This is a genomic window from Ensifer oleiphilus (assembly GCF_013371465.1).
Taxonomy (GTDB): domain Bacteria; phylum Pseudomonadota; class Alphaproteobacteria; order Rhizobiales; family Rhizobiaceae; genus Ensifer; species Ensifer oleiphilus.
In genome coordinates this window covers 961,334-983,666 of record NZ_JABWDU010000001.1, presented here as the reverse complement: position 1 = coordinate 983,666, position 22,333 = coordinate 961,334, and the positions used below count along the sequence as shown (strand labels likewise).

Genomic DNA, 22,333 nt, shown 5'->3' with positions numbered 1-22,333 from the left:
GTCGAGCGGCGCGCATACATGACGACACTCTAACTGACTGTTGCAAAAGAGGCATTCGAGCCGAAATCAAGCCGAATCGAATGCTGCGCAGATCGCTAGGCGCCGATTGTGGCGTCCTTGTGCCACCCCTTTCAGAATGAGCAGACGTCCCGAGCGACCCGTTTCGACGGTTGCAGTTGCGCCGGACGAGATGGTATGAAACCGCAGCAAACAGGGAAAATGATCCGTGCGCCTGATCCGTTAGCGACGCTCACCGGCAAGAAAGATACACCGACGCCAAGGTCGCTTTGCGGCTCCGCTTGGCGTGGACGCTCTTTTTAGGCCGATGAGGACGCCAACTCTTGAACCATCGTTCTCCGGCCGTTTGCAGGATCCTATCCATGACGACGACCCATTCACCCTTACCAGGAACCGGTAGTCTGCGCGCCGGTCCCTTCGAGCTCGGCTATCGCGTCGAGGGCAGCGGCACGCCGCTGCTCATTGTCGGCAGCGCCGTCTACTATCCCCGGACATTCTCGCAGCATCTGCGCCGGCGGATGAAGCTCCATTTCATCGATCACCGCGGCTTTGCGCCGGTACATGCGGCCTATTCGCGCGATGATATCGACTTCGAGACGGTGCTCGGTGATATCGAGCGCCTGCGCCAGCACCTAGGCCTCGATCGCTTCGCCATCCTCGGCCACTCCGGTCATGGTTATATGGCGCTCGAATATGCCAAACGCCATCCGCAGCATGTCAGCCATGTGGTCATGGTCGGCACCGGACCCAGTCATTCCGCCGAGCACATGGCGTTCGCGGATCGACGATGGGAAGAGCTCGTGGCGCCAGAGCGCAAGGCGATCTTCGGGCGCGAGATGGCCGAGCTTGGCGCCGATATCGCCGCCCGACCCGAGGAGCGGTTCAAGTCGCTGCTGGTCCGGCTCGGCGCCAAGAGCTGGTTCGTGCCTGCCTTCGACGCGGCCCCGCTATGGCGTGATGTCACCGTCAACAATCCCGTCTTCGACCATCTCTGGGGCGAGGTGTTTCGCGACATCGATATCCGCACCGGGCTCGACCGGCTTGCGATGCCGGTGCTCCTTGCACTCGGGCAATCCGACTATCTCGTTGCGCCTGCCGAAGCCTGGGATGCCTATCGCGGGGATTTTGCAGATCTGACCGTCCGCATGTTCGAGAAAAGTGGCCACACACCGCAACTGGAGGAAAGCGATCTCTTCGACGAGACGCTGCTTTCCTTTCTCGCGCGGTAGCCCGGATTGCCAACGGAAAGGCCCGACCGGGCCTTTCCTCCCGGGCCTACATTGACCATTTCCGGAAAGCGATTATCTAATGCTCCAGAAGCTATAGATTTGGAGCATCGGCATGTATTCGATCGGCGATCTTTCCCGTCGCACGGGCGTAAAAATCCCGACAATCCGCTACTACGAGCAGATGGGTCTGATTGCAGCGCCGGAACGCTCGGAAGGCAACCAGCGGCGCTACGAGAAGCGCGAACTCGAACGCCTTGCCTTCATCCGCCATGCCCGCGATCTCGGACTGTCGATCGAATCGATCCGCGATCTGCTGGCATTAAGCCAGCACCCGGAGCGCCCCTGCGGCGAAGCCGACCGCATCGCCAAGGAACATCTGATCACCGTGCGAGAGAAGATCGCTCAGTTGCAGAAGCTGGAGCGCGAACTCGAACGCATCGTCGCCTGCAACGGCGACCACACGATCGGCGACTGCTATGTCATTCGCGCGCTTGCCGATCATTCGATGTGCGGGACCGACCATTGAACTTCGATAAGGAAGAGCCGATTGAGGGCGACTTCGAACATCGGCCTCCTCGCCTATCCCCAACCAGATGCAAAAATCCCCGTTGACAAACGTTCAGAAACGGACAATCTACGCACATGATCAAGAACGCACCCATCTGCCGCGTGTATTTTTGGCTGTTCCCATAGGAGCGGCCTGCTGATCATATTCAACAAGGCCGCCATCAGGCGGCTTTTGTTTTTCACGGCACCTGATGGCGACAGAACCATGAGGAGCCGACATTGTTACAGACCGCCATCCCCTCCCTTCATCCGCTGCCATCGACGCGCCCGCCGATGGTGACGATCCGTTGCGCCAAGCAGCGCGACCTGCCCGAACTGCGCGAAATGATCGCCGAGCTCGCCGCCCATCATGGCGACGCGGCGCCGATCACGCCGGAGCAGCTCGAGCGCGATCTCTTCGGCCGCAGCCCCTGGATCACGGCGCTTGTTGCCGAAGCCGGCAACCGGCTGATCGGCTATGCCATCCTCGTGCCGGTATACCGGGCTGCGGAAGGCGCGCGCGGCATGGAGCTGCATCATCTCTTCGTGCGCTCCGACAATCGCGGCACCGGCATCGGCCGCCACCTCGTCGCCAAGGCCCGCGAGCAGGCCAAGATGGCCGGTTGCGACTACCTCTCGGTCAGTGCGGCGACCGGCAATTTCAAGGCACATCATTTCTACGAATCCGAGCGTTTCGTCCCTCGTCCGGTGACGGGCATGCGCTATATGCAGAAGCTTGGCTGAGGACCAGACCATGCGGCTTGCAATCGTGCTTCACGAAGGCTTTGCGGATTGGGAATGCGCGCTGTTGATGGCGACGGCGCGCGCGCATCTCGGTGTCGATATCGAGGTCGTCACCCCTGATGGCGCGCCGGTGACGTCGATGGGTGGCCTCGATGTCTCCGCCCATCTGTCGATCGACGCACTCGACCCCGCGGGCTTCGACGGCCTGGTCATCTGCGGCGGCGCGATCTGGGGTACCGCCGATGCCCCCGATCTCGGTGGAACGATCCGTTCGTTTCATCGGGAAAGACGGTTGGTTGCGGCAATCTGCGGCGGTGTCGATGCGCTGGCCTCGAGCGGGATTCTCGACGCCACTGACCACACTGGGAACGGCGCGGACAGTCTTGTCTCGCTCCGCGGCTATCACGGCCAGGGCCATTATCGCGATCAACCGCAAGCATGCAGCAGCGCGCGCGTCGTCACGGCGGCCGGCACCGCACCGGTCACCTTTGCAGTCGAGATCTTTCGCGCAGTTGGCCTCGGCACGCCCGACTTCGACGGCTATGCGGCACTCTATGGCCGCGAGCATGCGGCCGTCACTACGGCCGCTTGAGCGACCCGGCCGTCACAGCCAGGTCGAAATCTGATCGAGAGGCTTCTTCACCTTGCCTGCGACGGGCACGGTCGCATCGGGTGCGGGATAACCGACCACCAGGATCAGGAACGGCTTTTCGCTGTCCGGCCTCCCGCAGATGTCGTTGAGGAAATTCATCGGAGCAGGCGTGTGGGTCAATGTCGCGAGGCCGGCGTGGTGCAGAGCGGTGATCAGGATGCCGGTGGCGATGCCGACGCTCTCGTTGATGTAGTAGTTCTTCTTCATGTCGCCCGGATTGGGACCGCCGCGTTTCTGCGAGAAGATGGTAATGAGATAGGGTGCCGTCTCCAAGAATGGCTTTTCCTCGTCAGTGCCGAGCGGTGCCAGCGCATCGAGCCACTCCTGTGGCGCCTTCTGCTGGTAAAAGACGCGCTCCTCCTCTTCGGCCGCTTCGCGTACCTTCGCCTTGATCTCGGCGCTCTCGATGACGGCAAAGTGCCAGGGCTGGTGGTTCGCGCCGCTCGGGGCTGTGCCGGCCGCCAAAAGACAGGTCTCGATCACGCCGCGCGGCACCGGCCGTTCGCTGAAGTAGCGCGTGGTGCGACGACGATTGACGTCCTCGTAGAACTGCTCCGCCCGCTCCGCCATCTCCTCCGGGCTGCGCTCGATCCATTGGTCGTAGGGCAAGGTCTCATGGGTACGCATCGTCGATCTCCTCCTCTTTCCGGGAAGAGTTAGAGCGCGCCGGCGACCCGGAATCAAGCGGGTCCTCCCTGCCCTTCAAAGGGCAGGAATGGCCTTGAGGTAGGCGGCGATCGCCTCCCGATCGGCAGCGGTCAGCTTCGCCATGTTTTTCTGAACTTCAACCATGGTGCCACCGACGGAATCGAATTCCGGCGTGAAGCCAGTTTCAAGATAAGAGGCGATGTCGGAGACGCTCCAGCCGCCGATGCTCTTCGAACCGGGCGTGATGTTGGGGATGCGTCCCTCGCCTTCCGGGTTCGGCGCGCCGGCCAGCCACTGCGCCGGCTCCAGGCCGCCAAGGGCGTTTCGCGGCGTATGGCACTCGCCGCAGTGGCCCGGCCCTTCGACCAGATACTGGCCGCGCGCCAGCTTCGGATCAGCGTCATCGATGGCGACGCGCGGCGTGTCGGTAAGGAACAGCAGCTTCCAGCCGCCGAGCGCCAGCCGTATATTGTAGGGGAACGGCAACTCGTGGCCAGGGGCAACATCGCTCGCCTTCGGCAGCGTCTTCAGGTAGCCCCAGAGGTCATTGATGTCCTTCGGCGTCATCCGCGCATAGGAGGCGTAGGGGAAAGACGGATAGAGGTGTTCGCCGTTTCTCCCGACACCGCGCGTCATCGCATTGCCGAATTCGGCAAGCGTCCATGAGCCGATCCCGGCCGTTTCATCCGGCGAGATGTTGGGCGCGTGAAAAGTGCCAAATGGGCTCTTCAGCGGCGCGCCACCGGCAAGAACGAGCCGTGCATCACCCTCACTGCCCGGCTTTGCATGACAGCTGACGCAGCCGCCAGCCCAGAAGATCTGCTCGCCGTTGGTGAGATCCGGGTCACCCAAAGCCTCCCAATGATCCGCTGGCCAGGGCGCCGGCTTCGTCAACCACCAGAAAGCCGCACCGCCGACGAGGCCCAGAAACACGATCCCTGAGACAAGCTTTCTAATTCGTCGGCCCATCAAACTGCCTTTTCAACTGCACAACCCTCATCCGTGAGCTTCGCTCACACTCCAAATAACGCGGTAAACCGCGACCTGTCGTGGCGTCCCGGACGTCACGACAATAGTCTCAGTGCGCCGGCGAGAGCCGGCGCATCATCATCAGTTCTCCCTGAAGACCCGTTGTCAGTTCTTCTTCACACGATAGATCTCGTGACAGCTGCCGCAGTCCTTGCCAAGAATGCCCATGGCAGCGCCGACGCCGGCCTGGTCAGCCGGAAGCTGGGCGAGCACGGCATCCGTGTCAGAACCAAGCTTGGCGGCCTTGGCTTTGAAATCATCCATGTTTTCCCAGATCTTCGGGCTTGCTTCCGTCTCCATGCCGGTTTCCGAGCCGGCGGGGAAATGGTCCGGGAATACCTTGACCGTCTCGGAGATGGTCGTCAGCGATGCCTTCACGATTTCGGCGTCATAAGGCTTTTCGCCCTTGGCGATGCCCGCCAGCGCGCCCGTCGCGGCGCCGACCTTCTTCATCAGTTGCTGACGGACCTCTTGCGGCTCATCGGCCGCAGTGACGGCGGTAACGCCGAGACCTGCAAGGGCAGCGGCAAGCATAAGGGCGCGTATCTTCATCGTGATCTCCCGGTCAGTCGAATCCGCTTTTGCGGCCTTCGTGTTGAATGCGCCGGCATGATGGCATTTTAGCTATTCGACGGAAGTAACATTTTTTTGATGTCCTTGTCGCAGCAGCATAATTTGAAACGGACGCGGCGATTGACAATCGCCTCGTCCGTTCCCTTCTTATAACATGAATACAATAATCATGTTTATACTTGCCGCCCGATCAGCTCCCTGCCCAGCCCTGCCAGACCGTGAGTGCAGCTACCAATACGAGGATGATGCCGGCCACTCGGCCGATCAGGACGGTGGCACCGGGGCTTCCGACGAGGAAATCGCGGCCGCGGCCGGCGGCCAGCGCCAAACCGCCGTAGACGGCAAGCTGGGTCACGGCGATCATCACCGCCATGACAGCGGCCTGCGACCATATCGGCCCGAATTGGGGTTTGAGAAACTGCGGATAAACGGCCAGCATGAAGAGATAGGCCTTTGGATTCATCAGGCTGGTGAGAGCCCCCTGGCGAAAACTCGCCCAGCGCGACAGCCGTCCGGTGGCGTCGATACCGCCGATGGTGATGGAACTGCGGATAAGGGAATACCCGATCCAGGCGATGTATGTGGCGCCGCCGACCAGCAGAACATTGAAGAGTTGCGGCACCAGATGAAGGATGACACTGACCCCGAGCGCGGCATAAAGCGTGTGCAGCACGCCGCCGGCCATGATGCCTGCCGTCGCCGACAGGCCGGAGGCTCGGCCGCCGGTCAGCGAGTTCGCCAGAACGAAGATCATATCCATGCCCGGCACGATGATGATGCCGAAAAGAAGGGTGAAGAAAAGCCAGAGATTTTCCGTGTAGCTCATGTCAGTTGTCCGAGGTCCGTTCGATCGTTGCCTAAGCGGATTGCTTATTTTTCAATCCGTTGCCAGCTGTTATAACCGTCGCCAACTGACAGGGTCTTGTCAGGAGCGTTTTGAAATGGCGGAGTTTCTTCGATGCGCAAGGCGTCACGCCTGTTCGAGATCATCCAGATCCTGAGGCTGGCCCGAAAGCCGGTGACGGCCGCTGACATGGCCGAGACGCTGGAGGTGACGCCGCGCTCGATCTACCGCGATATCGCAGCACTTCAGGCCATGCGGGTGCCGATCGAAGGCGGGCGCGGCATCGGCTACATCCTGCGCCCCGGCTTCGACCTGCCGCCGCTGATGTTCTCGATCGAGGAAACCGAGGCGATCGTGCTGGCGCTGGCGCTGCTGGCGCGCACCGGTGACGAAGAACTGAAGGCGGCTGCCGGCCGCGTCAACCAGAAGATCACAGGTGCTGTGCCCGAGCCTCTCAGGCTCGCCTTTCGCAGCCAAGCGCTGCATGCGTGGGGAACGGTGGCGCCCTCGCCCGCCGGCATCGATCTGGCGCTGGTGCGCCGGGCGATCCGGGATGAGCGCAAGCTTGGCGTCGACTATCGCGACGAACTTGGCCGCGCCACCGAACGCACGATCCGGCCGATCGCGCTGATCTATTATTCGGAGACCGCCAATATCGTCGCCTGGTGCGAGCTGCGCCAGGCCATCCGCAATTTCCGCGCCGATCGGGTCGAACATTGTGAAGCGACCGACGACTTTTTCCCGGGCGAAGGCGAAGGCCTGCGGGATCTCTGGATCAGCGGCTGGCGGACGCAGCCAGGCGGGGCCTGACGGTGGTCAATCCCAACGTCCGATCCGTTTCGCGGCCATAGCCGCGGATTTCCAATCGGTCCGCATGGATCTCGACGATCGCATAGGCCGTCGTATCCGGAGTTTCGACCATGCCCTTGATGTTGACGAAATGGGTGCCGTCGACGATGCCGTAGTTGCCGTCGTGGTTGTGGCCGCAGAAATAGGCGGCGACGGTTTCGAAGCGGCAGAAAAGGTCGACGATGCGTTCGCTGTCCCACATGTTGTGGGCATTGGGCGGATAGACAGGATAGTGGCCCATCACGACGACCTGCTCGCCGGCAGCTTCCGCCTTGCGCAATTCCGCTTCCAGCCAGGCGAATTGCTCATCGCCAAGTGCTGCATTCCAGGGCTGGGCGTTATCGGCCCCTTGCGATTTCAACGTCTCGATCCACCTCTCGGCGACGGCAAGACGCGGATCGCCCGGTGGCGGGGCGAAGAGGCTGACCTCATTGCCATCGAGCAGCACGAACCGGAAGCCGGCCGCCGCAAATGTCTGATAGGGGCCAGGCATGCCGACCCGGGCGAAGACGTCGTCGAGCCGCTCCGGTTCGACGCGGAAATCGTGATTGCCGAGCAGGAAGTGCCTGGGATGACGAAGCCTGTCGTAGAGCGGCAGGATGGCATCGAAGCTCTGCCAGTCGCGATCGATGATATCGCCGAGCGTCACCACGAAGGCGAGGTCTTCCGCATTGAAGGTCTCGATCGCTTCGGCGAGCTTCGTCAGGCTGTTGGCATAATAGCGGCCGAGGACGAGGTTCGGTTCCACGGCGGCGTATTGCGGGTCGGCGATGACGCCGAAGCGGAGGAGAGGTTGTGTGACTGCGTGCATGACGCCCCTCCCTAGCGCCGTGCGATGACACTTTGGTGACGGAGCCGCCCACGTCACGACCGGATCAAACGAAAAGACCCGGCGCAAGCGCCGGGTCCCGAAATCGAATGGTGGAGAGGCTTACTTGGAAGCCGCTTCGTACATTTCCAGCACGTAATCCCAGTTGATCAGGCTGTCGACGAACGCTTCGAGGTACTTCGGACGCGCGTTGCGATAGTCGATGTAATAGGAGTGCTCCCAGACGTCGACACCGAGGATCGGCGAAGCGCCGTGAACGAGCGGGTTTTCGCCGTTCGGGGTCTTGGAGATTTCGAGCTTGCCGTTCTTGACCGAAAGCCATGCCCAGCCCGAACCGAACTGGCCGGTGCCGGCTGCGATGAAATCGGCACGGAACTTGTCGTAGCCGCCGAGGTCCGATTTGATGGCCGCGTCGAGCTTGCCCGGCAGGCTGGTGCCGCCGCCGCCCTTCTTCATCCACTTCCAGAAGTGGATGTGGTTGTAGTGCTGGCCGGCATTGTTGAACAGCGGCTGGTTGGTGCCATAGGACTTCTTGACGACTTCCTCGAGCGACAGGTCGGCGAGACCGGCTTCCTCGGCAAGCTTGTTGCCGTTGGTCACGTAAGCGAGGTGATGCTTGTCGTGGTGGTACTCGAGCGTTTCGCGCGACATGTAGGGCGCCAGCGCATCGTAGTCATAGGGAAGGTTCGGCAATTCGAAAGCCATGTGGGCATCTCCTCTTGGCATGGGATTTCGTCAAAGAAATCTGTGAGCGGGAACATAGGCACCGGCCGTGATGGAGGCAACCGATGCAATGCCAAATTTTCCTCAACCCACGGAATATACTTTCAAGATCATTTTGAAAGCGCCGATGTCCCGGGCACATTGGCGCCACGTTTGGCGGGCAGCGTGCGCGCACTGCAACCATTCGAGATCAAGGACTGAACATGCCGCATCGCTCGATCCTCACCCTTGCCCTTGTCGCCGCGACCGGATTTGTCGCGACCGGCGCCCATGCATCCTCCAGCGATGCCTGGGAGGAATTCCGGGCGGACGTTTCGGAGAAATGCATTGCGGCCGGCCCTTCGCTCGACAAGCCGGTCGTCGTCGTCGATCCGTTCGGATCGGAAAGCTTCGGTCTGGCGCTCGTCTCCGGCAAACCGAAGGGCGCTGAAAATGCGGTGACCCAGATTTGCGTCTACGACAAACAGAAGAAGACGGTGGAAATCGGCGGCGAGCTGGCAGGTGACACGGTCACGGTGGTGGCACCGCCAGCGGACAAATAGCTCAGACACCTTCGAAGAGGGCGGATCGGCGACGGTGCATGCCGAGCCGTTTTCAGTCGGGGGCCGAAGCGTGCACGACATTGTTGCACAGCCTCGAAACCCCTCTCCCGCAACCAGGGCCCGGGCAATGTGGCCCACGCCGAGCGCTGACGATCGCTTATCCTTGAATCCGGCCTCGTTGCGGAGGCCGGCCATTCCTCAGGCGTCCTGGCTGGAATGCGCCCAATCCATGTAGAGATCGCGGGCCTTGGCGGCGATCGGCCCCGCCTGCAGGTCGCGGTCGTCAAGGCGGGTGACCGGCAGGACTTTGGAATAGTTGCCCGAGGTGAAGATCTCGTCGGCAGCTTCGAAATCGGCCATCGACAGCGTCGCCTCGACAACCTCGAGGCCGGCCTCGCGCAACAGCTTCATGACGCGGAAGCGGGTGATGCCGGCAAGGAAGGTACGGTTGGCAGCCGGCGTGAACACGACGCCATCCTTGACCAGGAAGACGTTGGAAGAGCCGGTTTCGGCAATATTGCCGAGCATGTCGCGCACCAGCGCATTGTCGAAGCCGCGCGAGCGCGCCTCGGTCAGAATGCGGGCATTGTTGGGATAGAGGCAACCGGCCTTGGCATCGGTCGGCATGGATTCGAGCGTCGGGCGGCGGAACGGCGAGAGCGTCAGCGACGAGCCACCGTGGCCGTTGCCCATCGGCGCCTCGAACAAGCAAAGCGCAAAGCGCGTCGAGTCCGGATCGATGGCGACGACGCCAGCCGCGCCATGCTCGGCCCAGTACATCGGCTTGACGTAGAGCGCCGTCTGGCCGTCGAATTTCTTGGCGCCTTCCCAGGTCAGCGCCTCGATCTCTTCCGGCTTCATGGTCGGCTTCAGGCCGAGCGCCGTCGCCGAGCGGTTGACGCGCTGGCAGTGCAGGTCGAGGTCCGGCGCGATGCCGTCGAAGAAGCGGGCCCCGTCGAACACGGTCGAACCCAGCCACATGGCATGGGAGGTCGGGCCAATCAGCGGCGGATTGCCCGACAGCCATTCGCCATCGACATAAGTCCAGGTCACTGATCGGGGGGATGTATCGACGGCCATCGGCGTCTCCTTCACGTTTTGTCTTCCGTATCTTCCGCCATAGCTCGAAAAAGCAGCATGGGGGTGAATGGGTACATCAAAAAATGTCATGGCGTCCATTCTGGAACGGTCGGGAGCCGCATGTCAGAATGCCAGTCGACAGCCAAGGAGCCCTGCCCCGATGAAAGCCATGTACTACGACGCCTTCGAGAAGACGCCCGAAATCCGCTCGCTTCCCGATCCGACGCCGACCGAGAACGGCGTGGTCGTCAAGGTCGAGGCGACGGGGCTCTGCCGTTCCGACTGGCACGGATGGATGGGGCACGACGCCGACATTCGCCTGCCACATGTGCCGGGCCATGAGCTTGCCGGCATCGTGACGGCCACCGGACGCGGCGTGATGCGATACAAGGTGGGCGACCGGGTGACGGTGCCGTTCGTGTCCGGCTGCGGCCGCTGCGGCGAATGCCGTTCGGGCAACCAGCAGGTCTGCGAGGCGCAGTTCCAGCCGGGCTTCACCCATTGGGGCTCCTTCGCCGAATATGTGGCACTCGATTTCGCCGACCAGAACCTCGTGCACCTGCCGGAGAGCATGGACTTCAAGACCGCCGCAAGCCTCGGCTGCCGCTTCGCCACCTCGTTTCGCGCCGTCGCCGACCAGGCACGGGTCAAGGGCGGCGAGTGGGTGGCGGTTCACGGCTGCGGCGGCGTCGGCCTGTCGGCGATCATGATTGCCGCAGCGCTCGGCGCGCACCCGATCGCGATCGACATTTCCGAAGAAAAACTCGCCTTCGCCAGGACGCTCGGGGCGGTTGCCACGGTCAACGGCCGCGACACGGACGATGTTGCGGGTGCGGTGAAGGAAATCACAGGCGGCGGCGCCCATGTCTCGATCGACGCACTCGGCCATCCCGTCACCTGCTTCAACTCCATCAAGAACCTGCGACGGCGCGGGCGCCACGTGCAGGTGGGCCTGATGCTCGGCGACCATGCGACGCCCGAAATCCCCATGGCGCAGGTGATCGGCCACGAGCTCGAGATCTATGGCAGCCACGGCATGCAGGCATGGCGCTACGATGCCATGCTGTCGATGATCGCCAGCGGCAAGCTGCAGCCGCAGCAGCTGATCGGGCGCGAAATCTCGCTCGAAGAGGCGGTCCCTGCCCTCGTCTCGATGGACCGCGCCACCGATCTCGGCATCAGTGTAATTACCCGGTTCTGAGAGTTGCGCTTTCAAAGGCTATTTGCTTTTGCGTGCGGATGCGATTTTGCCCTTAAGTCACAACCGGTTTCAGGGCAAAATCATCGCACGAAGAATCACGACGAGGTCCTGTCATGGCGCTAGCGGCAGCTGCCACCGGGGAAGAACTCTACAGCCCTGTCCTCAAAGCCAATCCGGCCCATCCGAGCGGATGGCCCATCCGGATGATCATCAGTTCGCAGACGGAGGCCCGGCACAACCGGGCGCTCTGGGCACCGACGCACCTGATCTCGATGCGGGCGCCGGCGAGCCGACTTTTGTCGATGATCGAGCTGCCGCCGGAAAGGCATCTGGAACTCTATTTCGGCGACGCCACCGATCCCGACGCGCCCGACGCCGCCAAGCCCGAGGCAATCGAAGCGGCCTTCAATTTCATCGACAGTTTGCCTGCGGACGCGCATCTGCTGGTTCACTGTCTGCGCGGCATCGGTCGCGCGACGGCGCTCAGCCTTGGCATCCTTGCCCGCTACATGCCGCCTGAGCAGGCAGCCGCAGCGCTGCATGCGTTACGTCCGGAGGCGAAGCCAAACCGACATGTGGTCGGCCTTTGCGATGCGGCACTCGGGCTGAAAGGCAGGCTTGCGAAACAGGCCCTGCGCTTCCCCGCGAAAGTCTGGAAACCCGGCAAAGGCTGATGCTGACGGCGCAATGTCGTTGTGCGATGCACAAATCTTTGACATGATTGCGCAAAAGAACGGATTTCGCAGCGTACCTCGACCGGTACAATGCGGTAAGTCTTTGTTTTCGGACACGCTTTGATGGGATCGAAGATCCTGTTTGCCACGCAGCCGGAGACGATGGACGGGAGGAAAGAATGTCCCACGCGGCCTATGTATTCGATGCCTATGGCACGCTTTTCGACGTGCATGCCGCGGTTCGGCGCCATGCCGCCGAGATCGGCCCGGACGGACAGGCCTTCTCCGAACTCTGGCGCGCCAAGCAGCTCGAATATTCCTGGGTGCGTTCGTTGATGGGCGCCTATCAGGACTTCTGGCAACTGACCGAGCAATCGCTAGACTACGCCTTTTCCCGGTTTCCATCCGCCGACCGCAAGCTGAGGAAGCCGTTGCTCGATGCCTACTGGACGCTCGATTGCTATCCTGAAGTTCCCGCCGTCCTGAAGGGATTGAAGGAGCGTGGGGCGCGGCTTGCAATTCTCTCCAATGGTTCTCCCGATATGCTGGCGGCAGCCGTGCGCAATGCGGCGCTCGAAATTGTCATCGACGACGTGTTCTCGGTCGATACTGTCAAGACCTACAAGGCGGCGCCGGCGGTCTACGATCTCGTCACCACCCGCTACCGGCTCTATCCGCATGCAGTTTCCTTCCAGTCGTCGAACCGCTGGGACATTGCGGGCGCGACGAAATTCGGATTCCGCACGGTCTGGATCAACCGGGCCGACATGCCCGACGAATATCGTGACCAGGGGCCGGCTTTGATCCTGCCCTCGCTCGAAAGTCTGCAATTCGGTATTTGAGGATTTGTCTCGATGGCTTGGTCGGCGTCGCAATACCTGAAATTCGAAGACGAGCGCACGCGGCCGGCGCGTGACCTGCTGGCGCAGGTTCCGGAGCTGCCGCCGGGCCCCGCCTTCGACCTTGGCTGCGGACCTGGCAACTCGACCGAACTGATCCAGCAACGCTTTCCAGATGCCTCGCTTTCCGGCCTCGACAGCGATGAGAACATGCTGCTCGCCGCTGCCAAGCGGCTGCCGGGCCTGACCTTCGAAAAGGCCGATCTGGCCATCTGGGTGCCGCCGAAAGGCGCCTCACTGTTCTTTGCCAATGCCGTGTTCCAGTGGTTACCGGGTCACCTCGACATTCTTGAACGCCTGACCGCTTCCCTTGCGCCCGGCGGCACGCTTGCGGTGCAGATGCCCGACAATATCGACCAACCGACCCATGTGCTCATGGAAGAGACAGCCCGCAGCGCTGAATTCACTGACGCCTTCGAAGGCCGGACGATCCGCCGCAATCCGCTGCCGGCGCCCTCTGTCTATGTCGAGCGCCTGTCGCAACATGCCGCCCATGTCGAGGTTTGGCACACGATCTACTATCACCGGCTGGCGAACGCCGAAGCGATCGTCGAATGGGTGAAGGGCACGGGCCTACGCCCCTATCTCGATGCGCTGCCGCCGGAGCGGCGCGACGCCTTTGCCTCAGCCTATACCGACCGGATTCGTGACGCCTATCCGGCCATGAGCGACGGCCGGGTACTTTTGCGCTTTCCCCGGTTCTTCGTTGTCGCCGTCAAGGCCGACTAGGTCCGATCAGACACTGCGGCTTTCCAAGCCCGCGCGTGGCTTAGGCTTCAGATCCTCTCAGCCAGGAAGTCGATAAAGGCGCGAATGCGGGCGGCCAGATGTTCGTGGCCGGCATAGACGGCATAGACCGTCTCGATCTCGTCGGGCCGGTACTCCTCCAGCAGCGCGACCAGGCGGCCAGCCGCCAGATCCGGCTCTGCGTGGAAACGGCCGATCCGGCCGATGCCGACACCGGCGAGGCAGAGTTGCTGGACGATCGCACCGCTCGAGACCTGCAGGTTTCCGAAGACGGACAGAAGCTCCACAGAGCTCTGACCGGGGACGCGAAAGGCCCACTCGTCGACGCTGCGGCGGAAGTTGAAACGAATGCAATTGTGATTTTCCAGGTCCGCCGGCGTCTGCGGCACACCGTGTTTGGCGAGATAGGCCGGAGAGGCGATCACCACCGGCCGGCTCTCCATCAGCTTGCGCGCCTTCAGCGAGGAATCACGCAAGGGGCCGGTTCGGATCGCCACGTCGGCCCGTTCGCCGACCACGTCGATCAGGCTGTCCGTCAGGGTCAGATCGAGGCGCACTTCCGGATAGCGCTCAAGAAATGCCGGCGCGAGCGGCAGGATGTAGCGCTCGCCGAAGCCGACCGATGCGTTGATGCGCAAAAGCCCGCGGGGTGAAAGCCGGCCGCCGGCGGCCACCAGTTGCTCGGTCTCGGCAATCTCGGTCAGGATGCGCTGGGCGCGCTGCAGATAGACTTCGCCCTCAGGCGTCAATTGCAGGGTGCGGGTCGAGCGCACCAAGAGGCGCGTGCCCAGCCGATCCTCGATCCGTGTGACCAGCTTGCTGACGGCGGATGGCGACAGCCTCAGCCGCCGGCCCGCCGCGGAGAAACTGCGCGTTTCGCAGACGGCGACAAAGACCTCCATCTCACCGGCACGGTTGTCCATCAGCCACCTTTGAACTCAATTCATAGACGTTTATCCGATTATACGGATTATCGCGCAAGCTCTCCACCCTCATATTCCCCCCGAACACATCAACGCCAAAGCGCCCGGTTTCTCCCAACCGAGCAGGAAAAGGTCTTGTCATGCCCATTGCGCTCTTTGCCTTGACGATCGCGGCCTATGCGATCGGAACCACCGAATTCGTCATCGTCGGCCTGTTGCCGACAGTTGCCGACGACCTCCACATCACCCTGCCGCTTGCCGGCCTCATCGTCAGCGTCTACGCGCTCGGCGTCACCTTCGGCGCGCCGATCCTGACTGCGCTGACCGGCCGGATCGAGCGCAAACCGCTGCTCGTCGGCCTGATGGCGCTGTTCATCGTCGGCAATGCCGCGGCGGCGCTGTCGCCGAGCTACGAGCCCCTCTTGATCGCCCGCGTCATTTCCGCTTTTGCCCACGGCGTCTTCTTCTCCGTCGGCTCGACCATTGCCGCCGACCTCGTGCCAGAGGATCGCCGCGCCTCGGCCATCGCCATGATGTTCATGGGCCTGACGGTTGCGATCGTCACTGGCGTGCCGCTCGGCACCTGGATCGGCCAGACTTTTGGCTGGCGCGCCACCTTCTGGGCTGTCACCGGGCTTGGCGTCATAGCGCTTGCGGCCATCGCAACGCTGCTGCCGAACACGCTGACCAAGGCGCCGCCGGCACGGCTGATCGATCAGGTCCGCGTTCTCGGCTCCGGCCGGCTGCTGATCGTCTTTGCCATGACGGCGCTCGGCTATGGCGGCACCTTCGTCGCCTTCACTTTCCTCGCGCCGATCCTGCAGGAAATCACCGGCTTTTCCGCGGGCGCCGTCAGCCTGATCCTGGTGCTCTACGGCGTGGCGATCGCGATCGGCAACATCGCCGGCGGCAAAATCGCCAACCGCGATCCGGTGAAGGCTCTGGTCGGCCTGTTCCTGGCGCAAGCCGTCGTGCTTGCGCTCTTCACCTTCACGGCCACCTCCCAGGCCCTGACGCTGATGACGCTGGCAAGCCTCGGCTTCCTGTCCTTCGCGACCGTACCCGGCCTGCAGCTCTATGTCGTCCAACTTGCCAAGCAGCACCGCCCCGGCGCTGTCGACGTCGCCTCGGCCCTCAACATCGCCGCCTTCAACCTCGGTATTGCCATCGGCGCCTGGCTCGGCGGCGTCATCGTCGCCTCGTCGCTCGGTCTCGGCATGACGCCGATGGTCGGTTCGGTTCTGGTGATCGGCGCGCTGCTTTTGACGCTTCTGAGCGGCGCGCTCGACCGCAAGGCAGAAACCGTCGCCCAGCCGGCTTGACCAGGCGGTCATCTGGCCCACCTATATCCACGCCTCTTTCGCGCCCGGCCGATGGCCGGGCGTTCTTTAAAAAACAAGGAGTTCCTCCATGCATTCGGTCAATTCCAACGGCGCCAACATTCCCGCGCTCGGCTTCGGCACCTTCCGCATGCCCGGTGCCGACGTGCTGCGCGTGCTGCCGGAAGCGCTGAAGCTCGGCTTCCACCATGTCGATACCGCCCAGATCTACGGCAACGAGGCCGAGGTCGGCGAAGCCATCCACAAATCGGGCGTCGCGCGCGCCGACATCTTCCTGACCACCAAGGTCTGGGTCGACAAATATGCCCATCGTGACTTCCTCGCCTCCGTCGACGAGAGCTTGACCAAGCTCAAGACCGATCACGTCGATCTGCTTCTCCTGCATTGGCCGGGTGGCAGCGACGTGCCGATGGCGGAGCGCATCGGCGCTCTGAACGAGGTGAAGAAGGCCGGCAAGGTCCGCCATATCGGCATCAGCAACTTCAACACCGCCCAGATGGAAGAGGCCGTGAAGCTCAGCGACGCTCCGATCGCTACGAACCAGGTCGAGTACCATCCCTATCTCGACCAGACGAAGGTGCTCGACACAGCCCGCAGGCATGGCATGTCGATTACCGCCTACTACGCCATGGCCAACGGCAAGATCCCCAACGATCCGCTTCTTAAGGAGATCGGCGCGCGCCACGGCAAGACTGCGGCACAGGTGACCTTGCGCTGGCTGGTGCAGCAGAAGGACGTGATCACGCTTTCGAAGACGGCGACGATCGAGCGGCTGAAGGAAAACTTCGACATCTTCGACTTCGCGCTCGGCGATGGCGAGATGGCGGCGATCCACGGCCTCGCCCGCCCGGATGGCCGCATCGTCAGCCCGGAAGGCCTCTCGCCGGTCTGGGACAAGGCCGCCTGACAAATGTTTGCCGATCCGCCGCCGGTCGAGTTCCCAACCGGCGGCGGATGATCTATGCAGAGCCCTGAGGGATCGACGCTGATCCCTCAGGGGACATCGATGCCGATCTCCCGCAAGACGCACTGTCTGGGAGGGGCTGATGACGTCGAAAACCGTCGAGGTGGGCGACTTCGCTCCGGACTGGCCGGCCATCATCGCCGTCGTGCTTGGGGTGACCGCCTTTTCCGTCGCTCAAGGGCTCACCTATCCGCTAATTTCGCTGTCGCTCGAAGGGCGCGGTGTGTCTGCCGCCACGATCGGCCTCAACGCCATGGGCTTCGCCGCCGGGCTTGCAGCGGCGACCCTGCTGCTCGGCAGGCTGACAAAGCTTGCCTCTGCCGACAGGCTGATCATCGCCAGTCTCTGCGGCTGCTCGCTGTGTCTGGCAACGCTTGCGTCGACCTCCTCGCTTCCTGTCTGGTTCATCGCCCGCTTCGCGCTCGGCTTTTTCGTCAGCATGGTGTTCATGCTCGGCGAAGCCTGGCTCAACACCGCCTGTCCGGACCGGTTGCGCGGCCGGGTCTCCGGCCTCTATGGCGCCGGCATGTGCGGCGGCTTTGCCGCCGGGCCGCTGGCGATCCCGCTTCTCGGCACCAGCGGCGGCCTCGGCTTTGCGCTGCTGGCGATCTACATCACTCTTGTCGCCTTCCTGACCGGACTTCTGACGATGGGCGCGCGGACGCGGCCTGAGCCGTCGTCGACGCGCGATCTCTTCGCCTTCTTCCGGCATGCGCCGATCCTGATCCTGATGGTACTGATGTTCGGTTTTGCCGATATCGCGGCGATCTCGGCGATGCCGGTCTATTTCGTCAAGACCGGCCATAGCCAGGCCTTTGCCGCCTTGAGCGTCACCGTGCTTGCCGTACCGACAGCGCTGGCGCAACCCTTCGTCGGCGTCCTGCTCGACAAATTGCCCCGTCGACGCGTGGCGATCTCGGCGGCGGCGGTGGCGGCAACCGGCTATCTCGCCATTCCGCTGGTCACGTCAGCGCCGCTGCTGCTGGCGCTGTTCGCCGTGATCGGTGCTGCCAGCTTCGCGCTTTATACGGCGGCGCTGACCATGCTCGGCGAAGAGTATCGCGGCAGCATGCTGGTGGCGGGAAGTGCCGCCTTTGCGCTTGCCTATGCTGCCGGCAGCGCGGCCGGATCGGGCGCCACCGGCTTTCTGATGTCGTTGATCAATCCCGCCGCCGGTCCGCTCGGTGTCGGCGTGGTGCTGGTCGTTTCCACGCTGATCTTCGCCGCCGCCGGCAGGCGATAGGGGCTGCCGTCAGCGTTCGCAAAGACGCGCGAGCGCCTCGCCAAAGAAGCGCGCCGCCGGCCCGAGCGGTTCGTCGATCCGGTGCACGAGATAGGCTTCCGCTGCCACCTGGCTGTTGCGCCCGAGCGAGGCCGTCAGCAAGCGGACAAGCCGCCCCTCGGCGAGGTCCCGCTCCACCTGCCACAGCGGCAGGCGGCCCCACCCGAGACCCGCAAGGATCATCGCATGTTTGGCATCCTGGCTGCCAACGCGGCAGGTCTGCGGCGACAGCACGCCGAAGTCACGCCCCTCGGAGCGCTGCGAAGGATCCGACAGGACAATCTGCAGATGGTCGGCAAGCTCCGGGCTGCCGAGCACGCCGTTCACGGCGCTAAGGCCGAGGGGATGCTGGGTGGACACCACCGCTGTCAGGTGCACGTCTGCTAGCGCCTGCCGGCCGATGGCAGGGTCGCGAAAATCCTCCCCCACCATGATGCCGAGCGTGAAGCGCCGTTCGATCAGGCCATCGAGCGGCCCACCCAGCGGCGCGACCGCGAGCCGGATGGCGACGGACGGATAGGCGACCCGCATTTCCGTCAACGCAGTGCCGACCGTCGCGATCGGGAACAGCGTGTCGACGATCAGGGACAGTTCCAGTTCGATGCCCTTGCCAAGGCCACGGGCGCGGGCGCGCATGGCATCGACGCGCAGCAGGATATCGCGTGCATTGGCAAGCAAGGCGCGCCCTTCCGCCGTCAGCACCGGCCGATGGCCGGAGCGGTCGAACAGGAAAACGCCGAGCCCGGCCTCGAGATTGGCGATGGCGTGGCTGACGGCGGACTGGACGCGCGAGAGCCTGGCGGCCCCTGAGCGGAAGCTGCCGCTTTCGGCCACCACCACGAATGTCCGCATCTGGTCGAGCGTCAAGGCATCAATCATGATCGATCCGATAGATCAGTTTGATGCATTTTATCTCACTTTTTCAGATCAATCAAAGCCGCCATTCTCGTTGTCATCAACAGCATCGCCTGAGCCGCGAGCCGGCGCAGGCAGAACAAGGGAAAACGAAATGGCCAAGATCCTCGTGCTTTACTACTCCTCCTACGGCCACATCGAGACGATGGCCTCAGCCGTTGCCGAAGGCGCGCGCGCTGCAGGCGCAAGCGTTTCGTTGAAACGGGTGCCGGAGATCGTTCCCGAGGCTGTCGCGATCAAATCCGGCTACAAGCGCGACCAGGAGGCACCGGTGGCAAGCGTTGCGGAACTGCCCGACTATGACGCAATTATCCTGGGAACGCCGACCCGCTTCGGCAACATGGCCGCGCAGATGAAGAATTTTCTCGATCAGGCTGGCGGTGTCTGGGCCAAGGATGGCTTGGTCGGAAAGATCGGCAGCGTCTTCACCTCGACCGGCAGCCAGCATGGCGGCCAGGAGTCGACGATCCTTGCGACGCATACGGTGCTGCTGCATCTCGGCATGGTGATCGCCGGCCTGCCCTATAGCTTCAAGGGCCAGATGCGCATGGATGAAATCACCGGCGGCTCGCCCTATGGCGCCTCGACGCTCGCCGACGACGGCAATGGCGGCGACCGGCAGCCGAGCGCCAACGAACTGGACGGCGCGCGCTTCCAAGGCCGCCACGTCGCCGAACTGGCCTCGGCACTGGTCGCCGGCAGGGCACGTGTGGCGGAGCTCGCCTGATGTCGGCCGTTGTTGCTTTTACCCCTGAGAGAACCGACTGGATCGCCGTCACGGCCGTCGTTGTGGCCGGCATGGTTTCAGCGATGCAGGTTGGCAAAGGGCTAATCGCCGGCCCGCTCTTGCAAGCCGATCTCGGGCTTGACCTGACCGCACTCGGCTGGATCACGTCCGTCTTCGCGATCGTCGGCGTTGTCGGCGGGATGCCTGCGGGCGCAATGGTCGCCGCAATCGGCGACCGGCGCATGCTGGGCATCGGGATGGGCATTCTCCTTATCGGCATCCTGATTGGCGCCGCCAGCCCGAATTTCACGCTGCTTATCCTGTCGCGCATCTTCGAAGGCTTTGGCTTCCTGCTGGTTATCGTGACCGGTCCGGCAATCCTCATGCGCATCGTCGCCTCGACGAGGCGCGATCTCGTCTTTGCGTTCTGGAGCTGCTTCATGCCGGCCGGCATGGCGATCGCCATGCTCTCCGGCCCGCTGTTTCAAAGCTGGCAGGCGATCTGGTGGATCAACGGCGTCGTCGCGCTCCTTAGCCTGCTGACGGTTATCACAGCGGTATCGCCCGCCACGGCTGGGCCGTGCGCCTCCTCCGGCGGCTTGCGGGCGGACGTGAGCGCAACACTGACAAGCCGTGGACCTCTCCTGCTCTTTGCCCTTTTCACCCTCTACAGCCTGATGACATTCACGCTGTTCAGCTTCCTGCCGATCCTGCTCGTCACGCGCATGCATATTTCACTTGGGACAGCAGGCTTGCTCAGTGCTTTCATCACCCTTGCCAACGTTATCGGCAATCTTGCCGCAGGCACCATGCTGTCCCGGGGCGTCGGCCGTGGCGGTCTGGTCATCGTTGCTGCAACGCTGATGGGTGCATCCGGCCTGTGGATCTTCCTGTCTCAATCCGGTGACACACTGACCTTTGCACTGTGCGTCCTTTTTTCGGCTATCGGCGGCCTGATCCCCGCCACGTTGATCTCGACGGTCCCGATGCTGTCGCCCCGCCCGGCACTCGCACCGATGGCGATGGGGCTGTTAATGCAGGGGAGCAATCTCGGGCAACTCATCGGCCCGGTCGCTGTGGGAGCCGCGATCGAAGCTTATGGCTGGACGTCGGGCGCGGCCTTCATCGGGGCAGGCGCTCTCTGCTGCATCCTGCTTGCCACCATCCTCGATAACGCCCTTCGTACCAAGCCGCGGGAGACCGCATGATGGAACATCTGTTCGACACCCTCTATGGCGTCGGCGCCGAGCGGCTGAGCTTCGCACCGGATTTCACCGGTCGCGCCTTCGTCCTTCGTCGCCCGGATGGCAACCTCATCGTCTACGCCTCACGACGACTGGCAGAAGAGGCTGACGGACTGCTGTCGACGGGGGCTTTCGCCCGGCAATATATCAATCACCATCACCAGGCGATGCCGTCCTGCGATTGGGTTTGCGAGCACCTCAGCGCGCCGCTGTTCGGGCCGGAACGGGAGCGCCGGCAGATCCTCCCGCATTGCCGCATGGTGGGTGGCTTTGGTGATCGTGAACTGCATTTCCCCGATTTCGAAGTGATCCCCACGCCCGGCCACACGGCAGGCTCGGCCTGCTTTCTCTGGGACGATGGCCGGCGTCGCTATCTCTTCACCGGCGATACCATCTTCCTGAAAGACGGACGATGGATCGGCGCCGTTTTGAACAGCAGCGACAGGGCCGCCTATCTCGACTCGCTGGCACTGATCAAGACGCTGGCGTTCGACGTGCTGGTGCCCAGCCTAGCGAAGGGGCAGCCGTTTCACCAAACCGATGCCCGGGAAACGGGACGCCAGATCGATGCGATGATGCACCGGCTGGAACGCGGCGCGGACGGCTGAGCGTGGATCGAGGATGGACACGGAGGCAACAAAAAACCCACCGGCGCCAGCGCCGGTGGGTTTTCGTTCGATGCACCCGAAAGGGATCAGACGAACTGGCTGAGGCCCGGGACCGAGGCGACGACTTCGTCGACGACGTCTGCGCCAGCCTTTTCCTTGGCGAATGCAATGGTTTCCTTGGCGAGCGAAGTGATCTCGCCCATGCCGAGGCCCTGGCTCATCAGCTGCTGGCCGAGCGCCATGACGCCGCCGCCGCCGATCGCCGACATCAGGCCGCCGAGCAGGCCGCCGCCGCCCGTGCCTTCGCCATTGTACTGTGCGATCAGGTCGGTCGCGCCCGGGATCGATGCGATCATCTGGGCAACCGGGCCATCGGCCGCTTCGCGCTGCAGGAAGCCGAGGATCATGCCGACAGCCTTTTCAGCCGTCGCAGGCTCGAGGCCGACATTCTCCGCTACGCGCGTGACCAGTTCATTCATGGATAACTCCCTCGTTGCATTTTG

26 protein-coding genes are annotated in these 22,333 nt (G+C 63.0%); 16 read left to right on the top strand and 10 right to left on the bottom strand.

Annotated features, from left to right (window positions below; translation table 11 throughout):
* Positions 1–380: 380 nt before the first annotated feature.
* The 4 genes from HT585_RS04735 to HT585_RS04720 all read left to right on the top strand — a co-directional run bounded on the left by HT585_RS04735 (position 381) and on the right by HT585_RS04720 (position 3,129).
* On the top strand, positions 381–1,247 hold the full coding sequence (locus HT585_RS04735; RefSeq protein WP_176351829.1) for an alpha/beta fold hydrolase: 867 nt from the start codon (positions 381–383) through the stop codon (positions 1,245–1,247).
* 112 nt (positions 1,248–1,359) lie between these two features.
* A complete protein-coding gene (locus HT585_RS04730; RefSeq protein ID WP_176351828.1) occupies positions 1,360–1,773 on the top strand; it encodes a MerR family transcriptional regulator in 414 nt (137 codons plus the stop codon).
* Positions 1,774–2,033: 260 nt separating this feature from the next.
* Entirely contained in the window at positions 2,034–2,537 is a 504-nt protein-coding gene (locus HT585_RS04725) for a GNAT family N-acetyltransferase (RefSeq protein WP_173419327.1), read from the top strand.
* A gap of 10 nt (positions 2,538–2,547) precedes the next feature.
* On the top strand, positions 2,548–3,129 hold the full coding sequence (locus HT585_RS04720; RefSeq protein WP_176351827.1) for a DJ-1/PfpI family protein: 582 nt from the start codon (positions 2,548–2,550) through the stop codon (positions 3,127–3,129).
* A gap of 12 nt (positions 3,130–3,141) precedes the next feature.
* Here HT585_RS04720 and HT585_RS04715 read toward each other — a convergent pair whose 3' ends face one another.
* The 4 genes from HT585_RS04715 to HT585_RS04700 all read right to left on the bottom strand — a co-directional run bounded on the left by HT585_RS04715 (position 3,142) and on the right by HT585_RS04700 (position 6,265).
* Positions 3,142–3,816 carry a nitroreductase family protein gene (locus HT585_RS04715; RefSeq protein ID WP_176351826.1) on the bottom strand — a complete coding sequence of 225 codons (675 nt, stop codon included), beginning with the start codon at positions 3,814–3,816 and terminating at the stop codon, positions 3,142–3,144.
* A gap of 75 nt (positions 3,817–3,891) precedes the next feature.
* On the bottom strand, positions 3,892–4,806 hold the full coding sequence (locus HT585_RS04710) for a c-type cytochrome (RefSeq protein WP_176351825.1): 915 nt from the start codon (positions 4,804–4,806) through the stop codon (positions 3,892–3,894).
* Between the two features lie 165 nt (positions 4,807–4,971).
* Complete coding sequence (locus HT585_RS04705; protein WP_176351824.1) at positions 4,972–5,418, bottom strand: c-type cytochrome; 447 nt, start codon at positions 5,416–5,418, stop codon at positions 4,972–4,974.
* Between the two features lie 211 nt (positions 5,419–5,629).
* Positions 5,630–6,265 carry a LysE family translocator gene (locus tag HT585_RS04700; protein ID WP_176351823.1) on the bottom strand — a complete coding sequence of 212 codons (636 nt, stop codon included), beginning with the start codon at positions 6,263–6,265 and terminating at the stop codon, positions 5,630–5,632.
* Positions 6,266–6,397: 132 nt separating this feature from the next.
* Here HT585_RS04700 and HT585_RS04695 point away from each other — a divergent pair, with 132 nt between their 5' ends.
* Positions 6,398–7,093, top strand: coding sequence for a helix-turn-helix transcriptional regulator (locus tag HT585_RS04695; protein ID WP_176351822.1), 696 nt, complete (start codon positions 6,398–6,400; stop codon positions 7,091–7,093).
* On the opposite strand, the gene HT585_RS04690 is transcribed toward HT585_RS04695, so the two are convergent.
* Both HT585_RS04690 and HT585_RS04685 read right to left on the bottom strand, forming a co-directional pair.
* Positions 7,059–7,943, bottom strand: coding sequence for a metallophosphoesterase (locus tag HT585_RS04690; RefSeq protein WP_176351821.1), 885 nt, complete (start codon positions 7,941–7,943; stop codon positions 7,059–7,061). The genes HT585_RS04695 and HT585_RS04690 overlap by 35 nt on opposite strands.
* A gap of 120 nt (positions 7,944–8,063) precedes the next feature.
* Positions 8,064–8,666: a superoxide dismutase gene (locus HT585_RS04685; protein WP_112808371.1), complete on the bottom strand. Its 603-nt coding sequence runs from the start codon at positions 8,664–8,666 to the stop codon at positions 8,064–8,066.
* Positions 8,667–8,887: 221 nt separating this feature from the next.
* On the opposite strand from HT585_RS04685, the gene HT585_RS04680 reads away from it, so the two are divergent.
* Positions 8,888–9,226, top strand: coding sequence for a hypothetical protein (locus HT585_RS04680; RefSeq protein WP_176351820.1), 339 nt, complete (start codon positions 8,888–8,890; stop codon positions 9,224–9,226).
* A gap of 198 nt (positions 9,227–9,424) precedes the next feature.
* On the opposite strand, the gene HT585_RS04675 is transcribed toward HT585_RS04680, so the two are convergent.
* A complete protein-coding gene (locus tag HT585_RS04675; RefSeq protein ID WP_176351819.1) occupies positions 9,425–10,306 on the bottom strand; it encodes a branched-chain amino acid aminotransferase in 882 nt (293 codons plus the stop codon).
* A 160-nt stretch (positions 10,307–10,466) separates the two neighbouring features.
* On the opposite strand from HT585_RS04675, the gene HT585_RS04670 reads away from it, so the two are divergent.
* From HT585_RS04670 to tam, 4 genes are all read left to right on the top strand, one after another.
* A complete protein-coding gene (locus HT585_RS04670) occupies positions 10,467–11,507 on the top strand; it encodes a zinc-dependent alcohol dehydrogenase family protein (protein WP_176351818.1) in 1,041 nt (346 codons plus the stop codon).
* A gap of 113 nt (positions 11,508–11,620) precedes the next feature.
* A complete protein-coding gene (locus HT585_RS04665; protein WP_176351817.1) occupies positions 11,621–12,181 on the top strand; it encodes a phosphatase in 561 nt (186 codons plus the stop codon).
* Between the two features lie 179 nt (positions 12,182–12,360).
* A complete protein-coding gene (locus tag HT585_RS04660; RefSeq protein WP_077504090.1) occupies positions 12,361–13,023 on the top strand; it encodes a haloacid dehalogenase type II in 663 nt (220 codons plus the stop codon).
* A gap of 12 nt (positions 13,024–13,035) precedes the next feature.
* Positions 13,036–13,809 carry a trans-aconitate 2-methyltransferase gene (gene tam / locus HT585_RS04655; protein ID WP_176351816.1) on the top strand — a complete coding sequence of 258 codons (774 nt, stop codon included), beginning with the start codon at positions 13,036–13,038 and terminating at the stop codon, positions 13,807–13,809.
* Between the two features lie 47 nt (positions 13,810–13,856).
* Here tam and HT585_RS04650 read toward each other — a convergent pair whose 3' ends face one another.
* Positions 13,857–14,750 (bottom strand): LysR family transcriptional regulator, encoded by an 894-nt coding sequence (locus tag HT585_RS04650; RefSeq protein ID WP_176351815.1) that lies wholly within the window; start codon positions 14,748–14,750, stop codon positions 13,857–13,859.
* 140 nt (positions 14,751–14,890) lie between these two features.
* Here HT585_RS04650 and HT585_RS04645 point away from each other — a divergent pair, with 140 nt between their 5' ends.
* From HT585_RS04645 to HT585_RS04635, 3 genes are all read left to right on the top strand, one after another.
* On the top strand, positions 14,891–16,072 hold the full coding sequence (locus HT585_RS04645) for an MFS transporter (RefSeq protein ID WP_176351814.1): 1,182 nt from the start codon (positions 14,891–14,893) through the stop codon (positions 16,070–16,072).
* 88 nt (positions 16,073–16,160) lie between these two features.
* Complete coding sequence (locus HT585_RS04640; RefSeq protein ID WP_176351813.1) at positions 16,161–16,997, top strand: aldo/keto reductase; 837 nt, start codon at positions 16,161–16,163, stop codon at positions 16,995–16,997.
* A gap of 139 nt (positions 16,998–17,136) precedes the next feature.
* On the top strand, positions 17,137–18,297 hold the full coding sequence (locus tag HT585_RS04635) for an MFS transporter (protein WP_176351812.1): 1,161 nt from the start codon (positions 17,137–17,139) through the stop codon (positions 18,295–18,297).
* Positions 18,298–18,306: 9 nt separating this feature from the next.
* Here HT585_RS04635 and HT585_RS04630 read toward each other — a convergent pair whose 3' ends face one another.
* Entirely contained in the window at positions 18,307–19,215 is a 909-nt protein-coding gene (locus tag HT585_RS04630) for a LysR family transcriptional regulator (RefSeq protein WP_176351811.1), read from the bottom strand.
* A 130-nt stretch (positions 19,216–19,345) separates the two neighbouring features.
* On the opposite strand from HT585_RS04630, the gene wrbA reads away from it, so the two are divergent.
* From wrbA to HT585_RS04615, 3 genes are read left to right on the top strand one after another with little or no spacing between them, the layout of a single operon-like run.
* Positions 19,346–19,978: an NAD(P)H:quinone oxidoreductase gene (wrbA, locus tag HT585_RS04625; protein WP_176351810.1), complete on the top strand. Its 633-nt coding sequence runs from the start codon at positions 19,346–19,348 to the stop codon at positions 19,976–19,978.
* Entirely contained in the window at positions 19,978–21,186 is a 1,209-nt protein-coding gene (locus tag HT585_RS04620) for an MFS transporter (RefSeq protein WP_176351809.1), read from the top strand. Before wrbA ends, HT585_RS04620 begins: the two co-directional genes overlap by 1 nt.
* The gene (locus HT585_RS04615; protein WP_176351808.1) at positions 21,183–21,830 is read left to right on the top strand and encodes an MBL fold metallo-hydrolase; all 648 of its coding nucleotides are present in this window, start codon (positions 21,183–21,185) and stop codon (positions 21,828–21,830) included. The genes HT585_RS04620 and HT585_RS04615 overlap by 4 nt, the downstream gene beginning before the upstream one ends.
* Positions 21,831–21,916: 86 nt before the next feature.
* On the opposite strand, the gene HT585_RS04610 is transcribed toward HT585_RS04615, so the two are convergent.
* On the bottom strand, positions 21,917–22,309 hold the full coding sequence (locus HT585_RS04610) for a hypothetical protein (protein WP_176351807.1): 393 nt from the start codon (positions 22,307–22,309) through the stop codon (positions 21,917–21,919).
* Between the last annotated feature and the right edge of the window lie 24 nt (positions 22,310–22,333).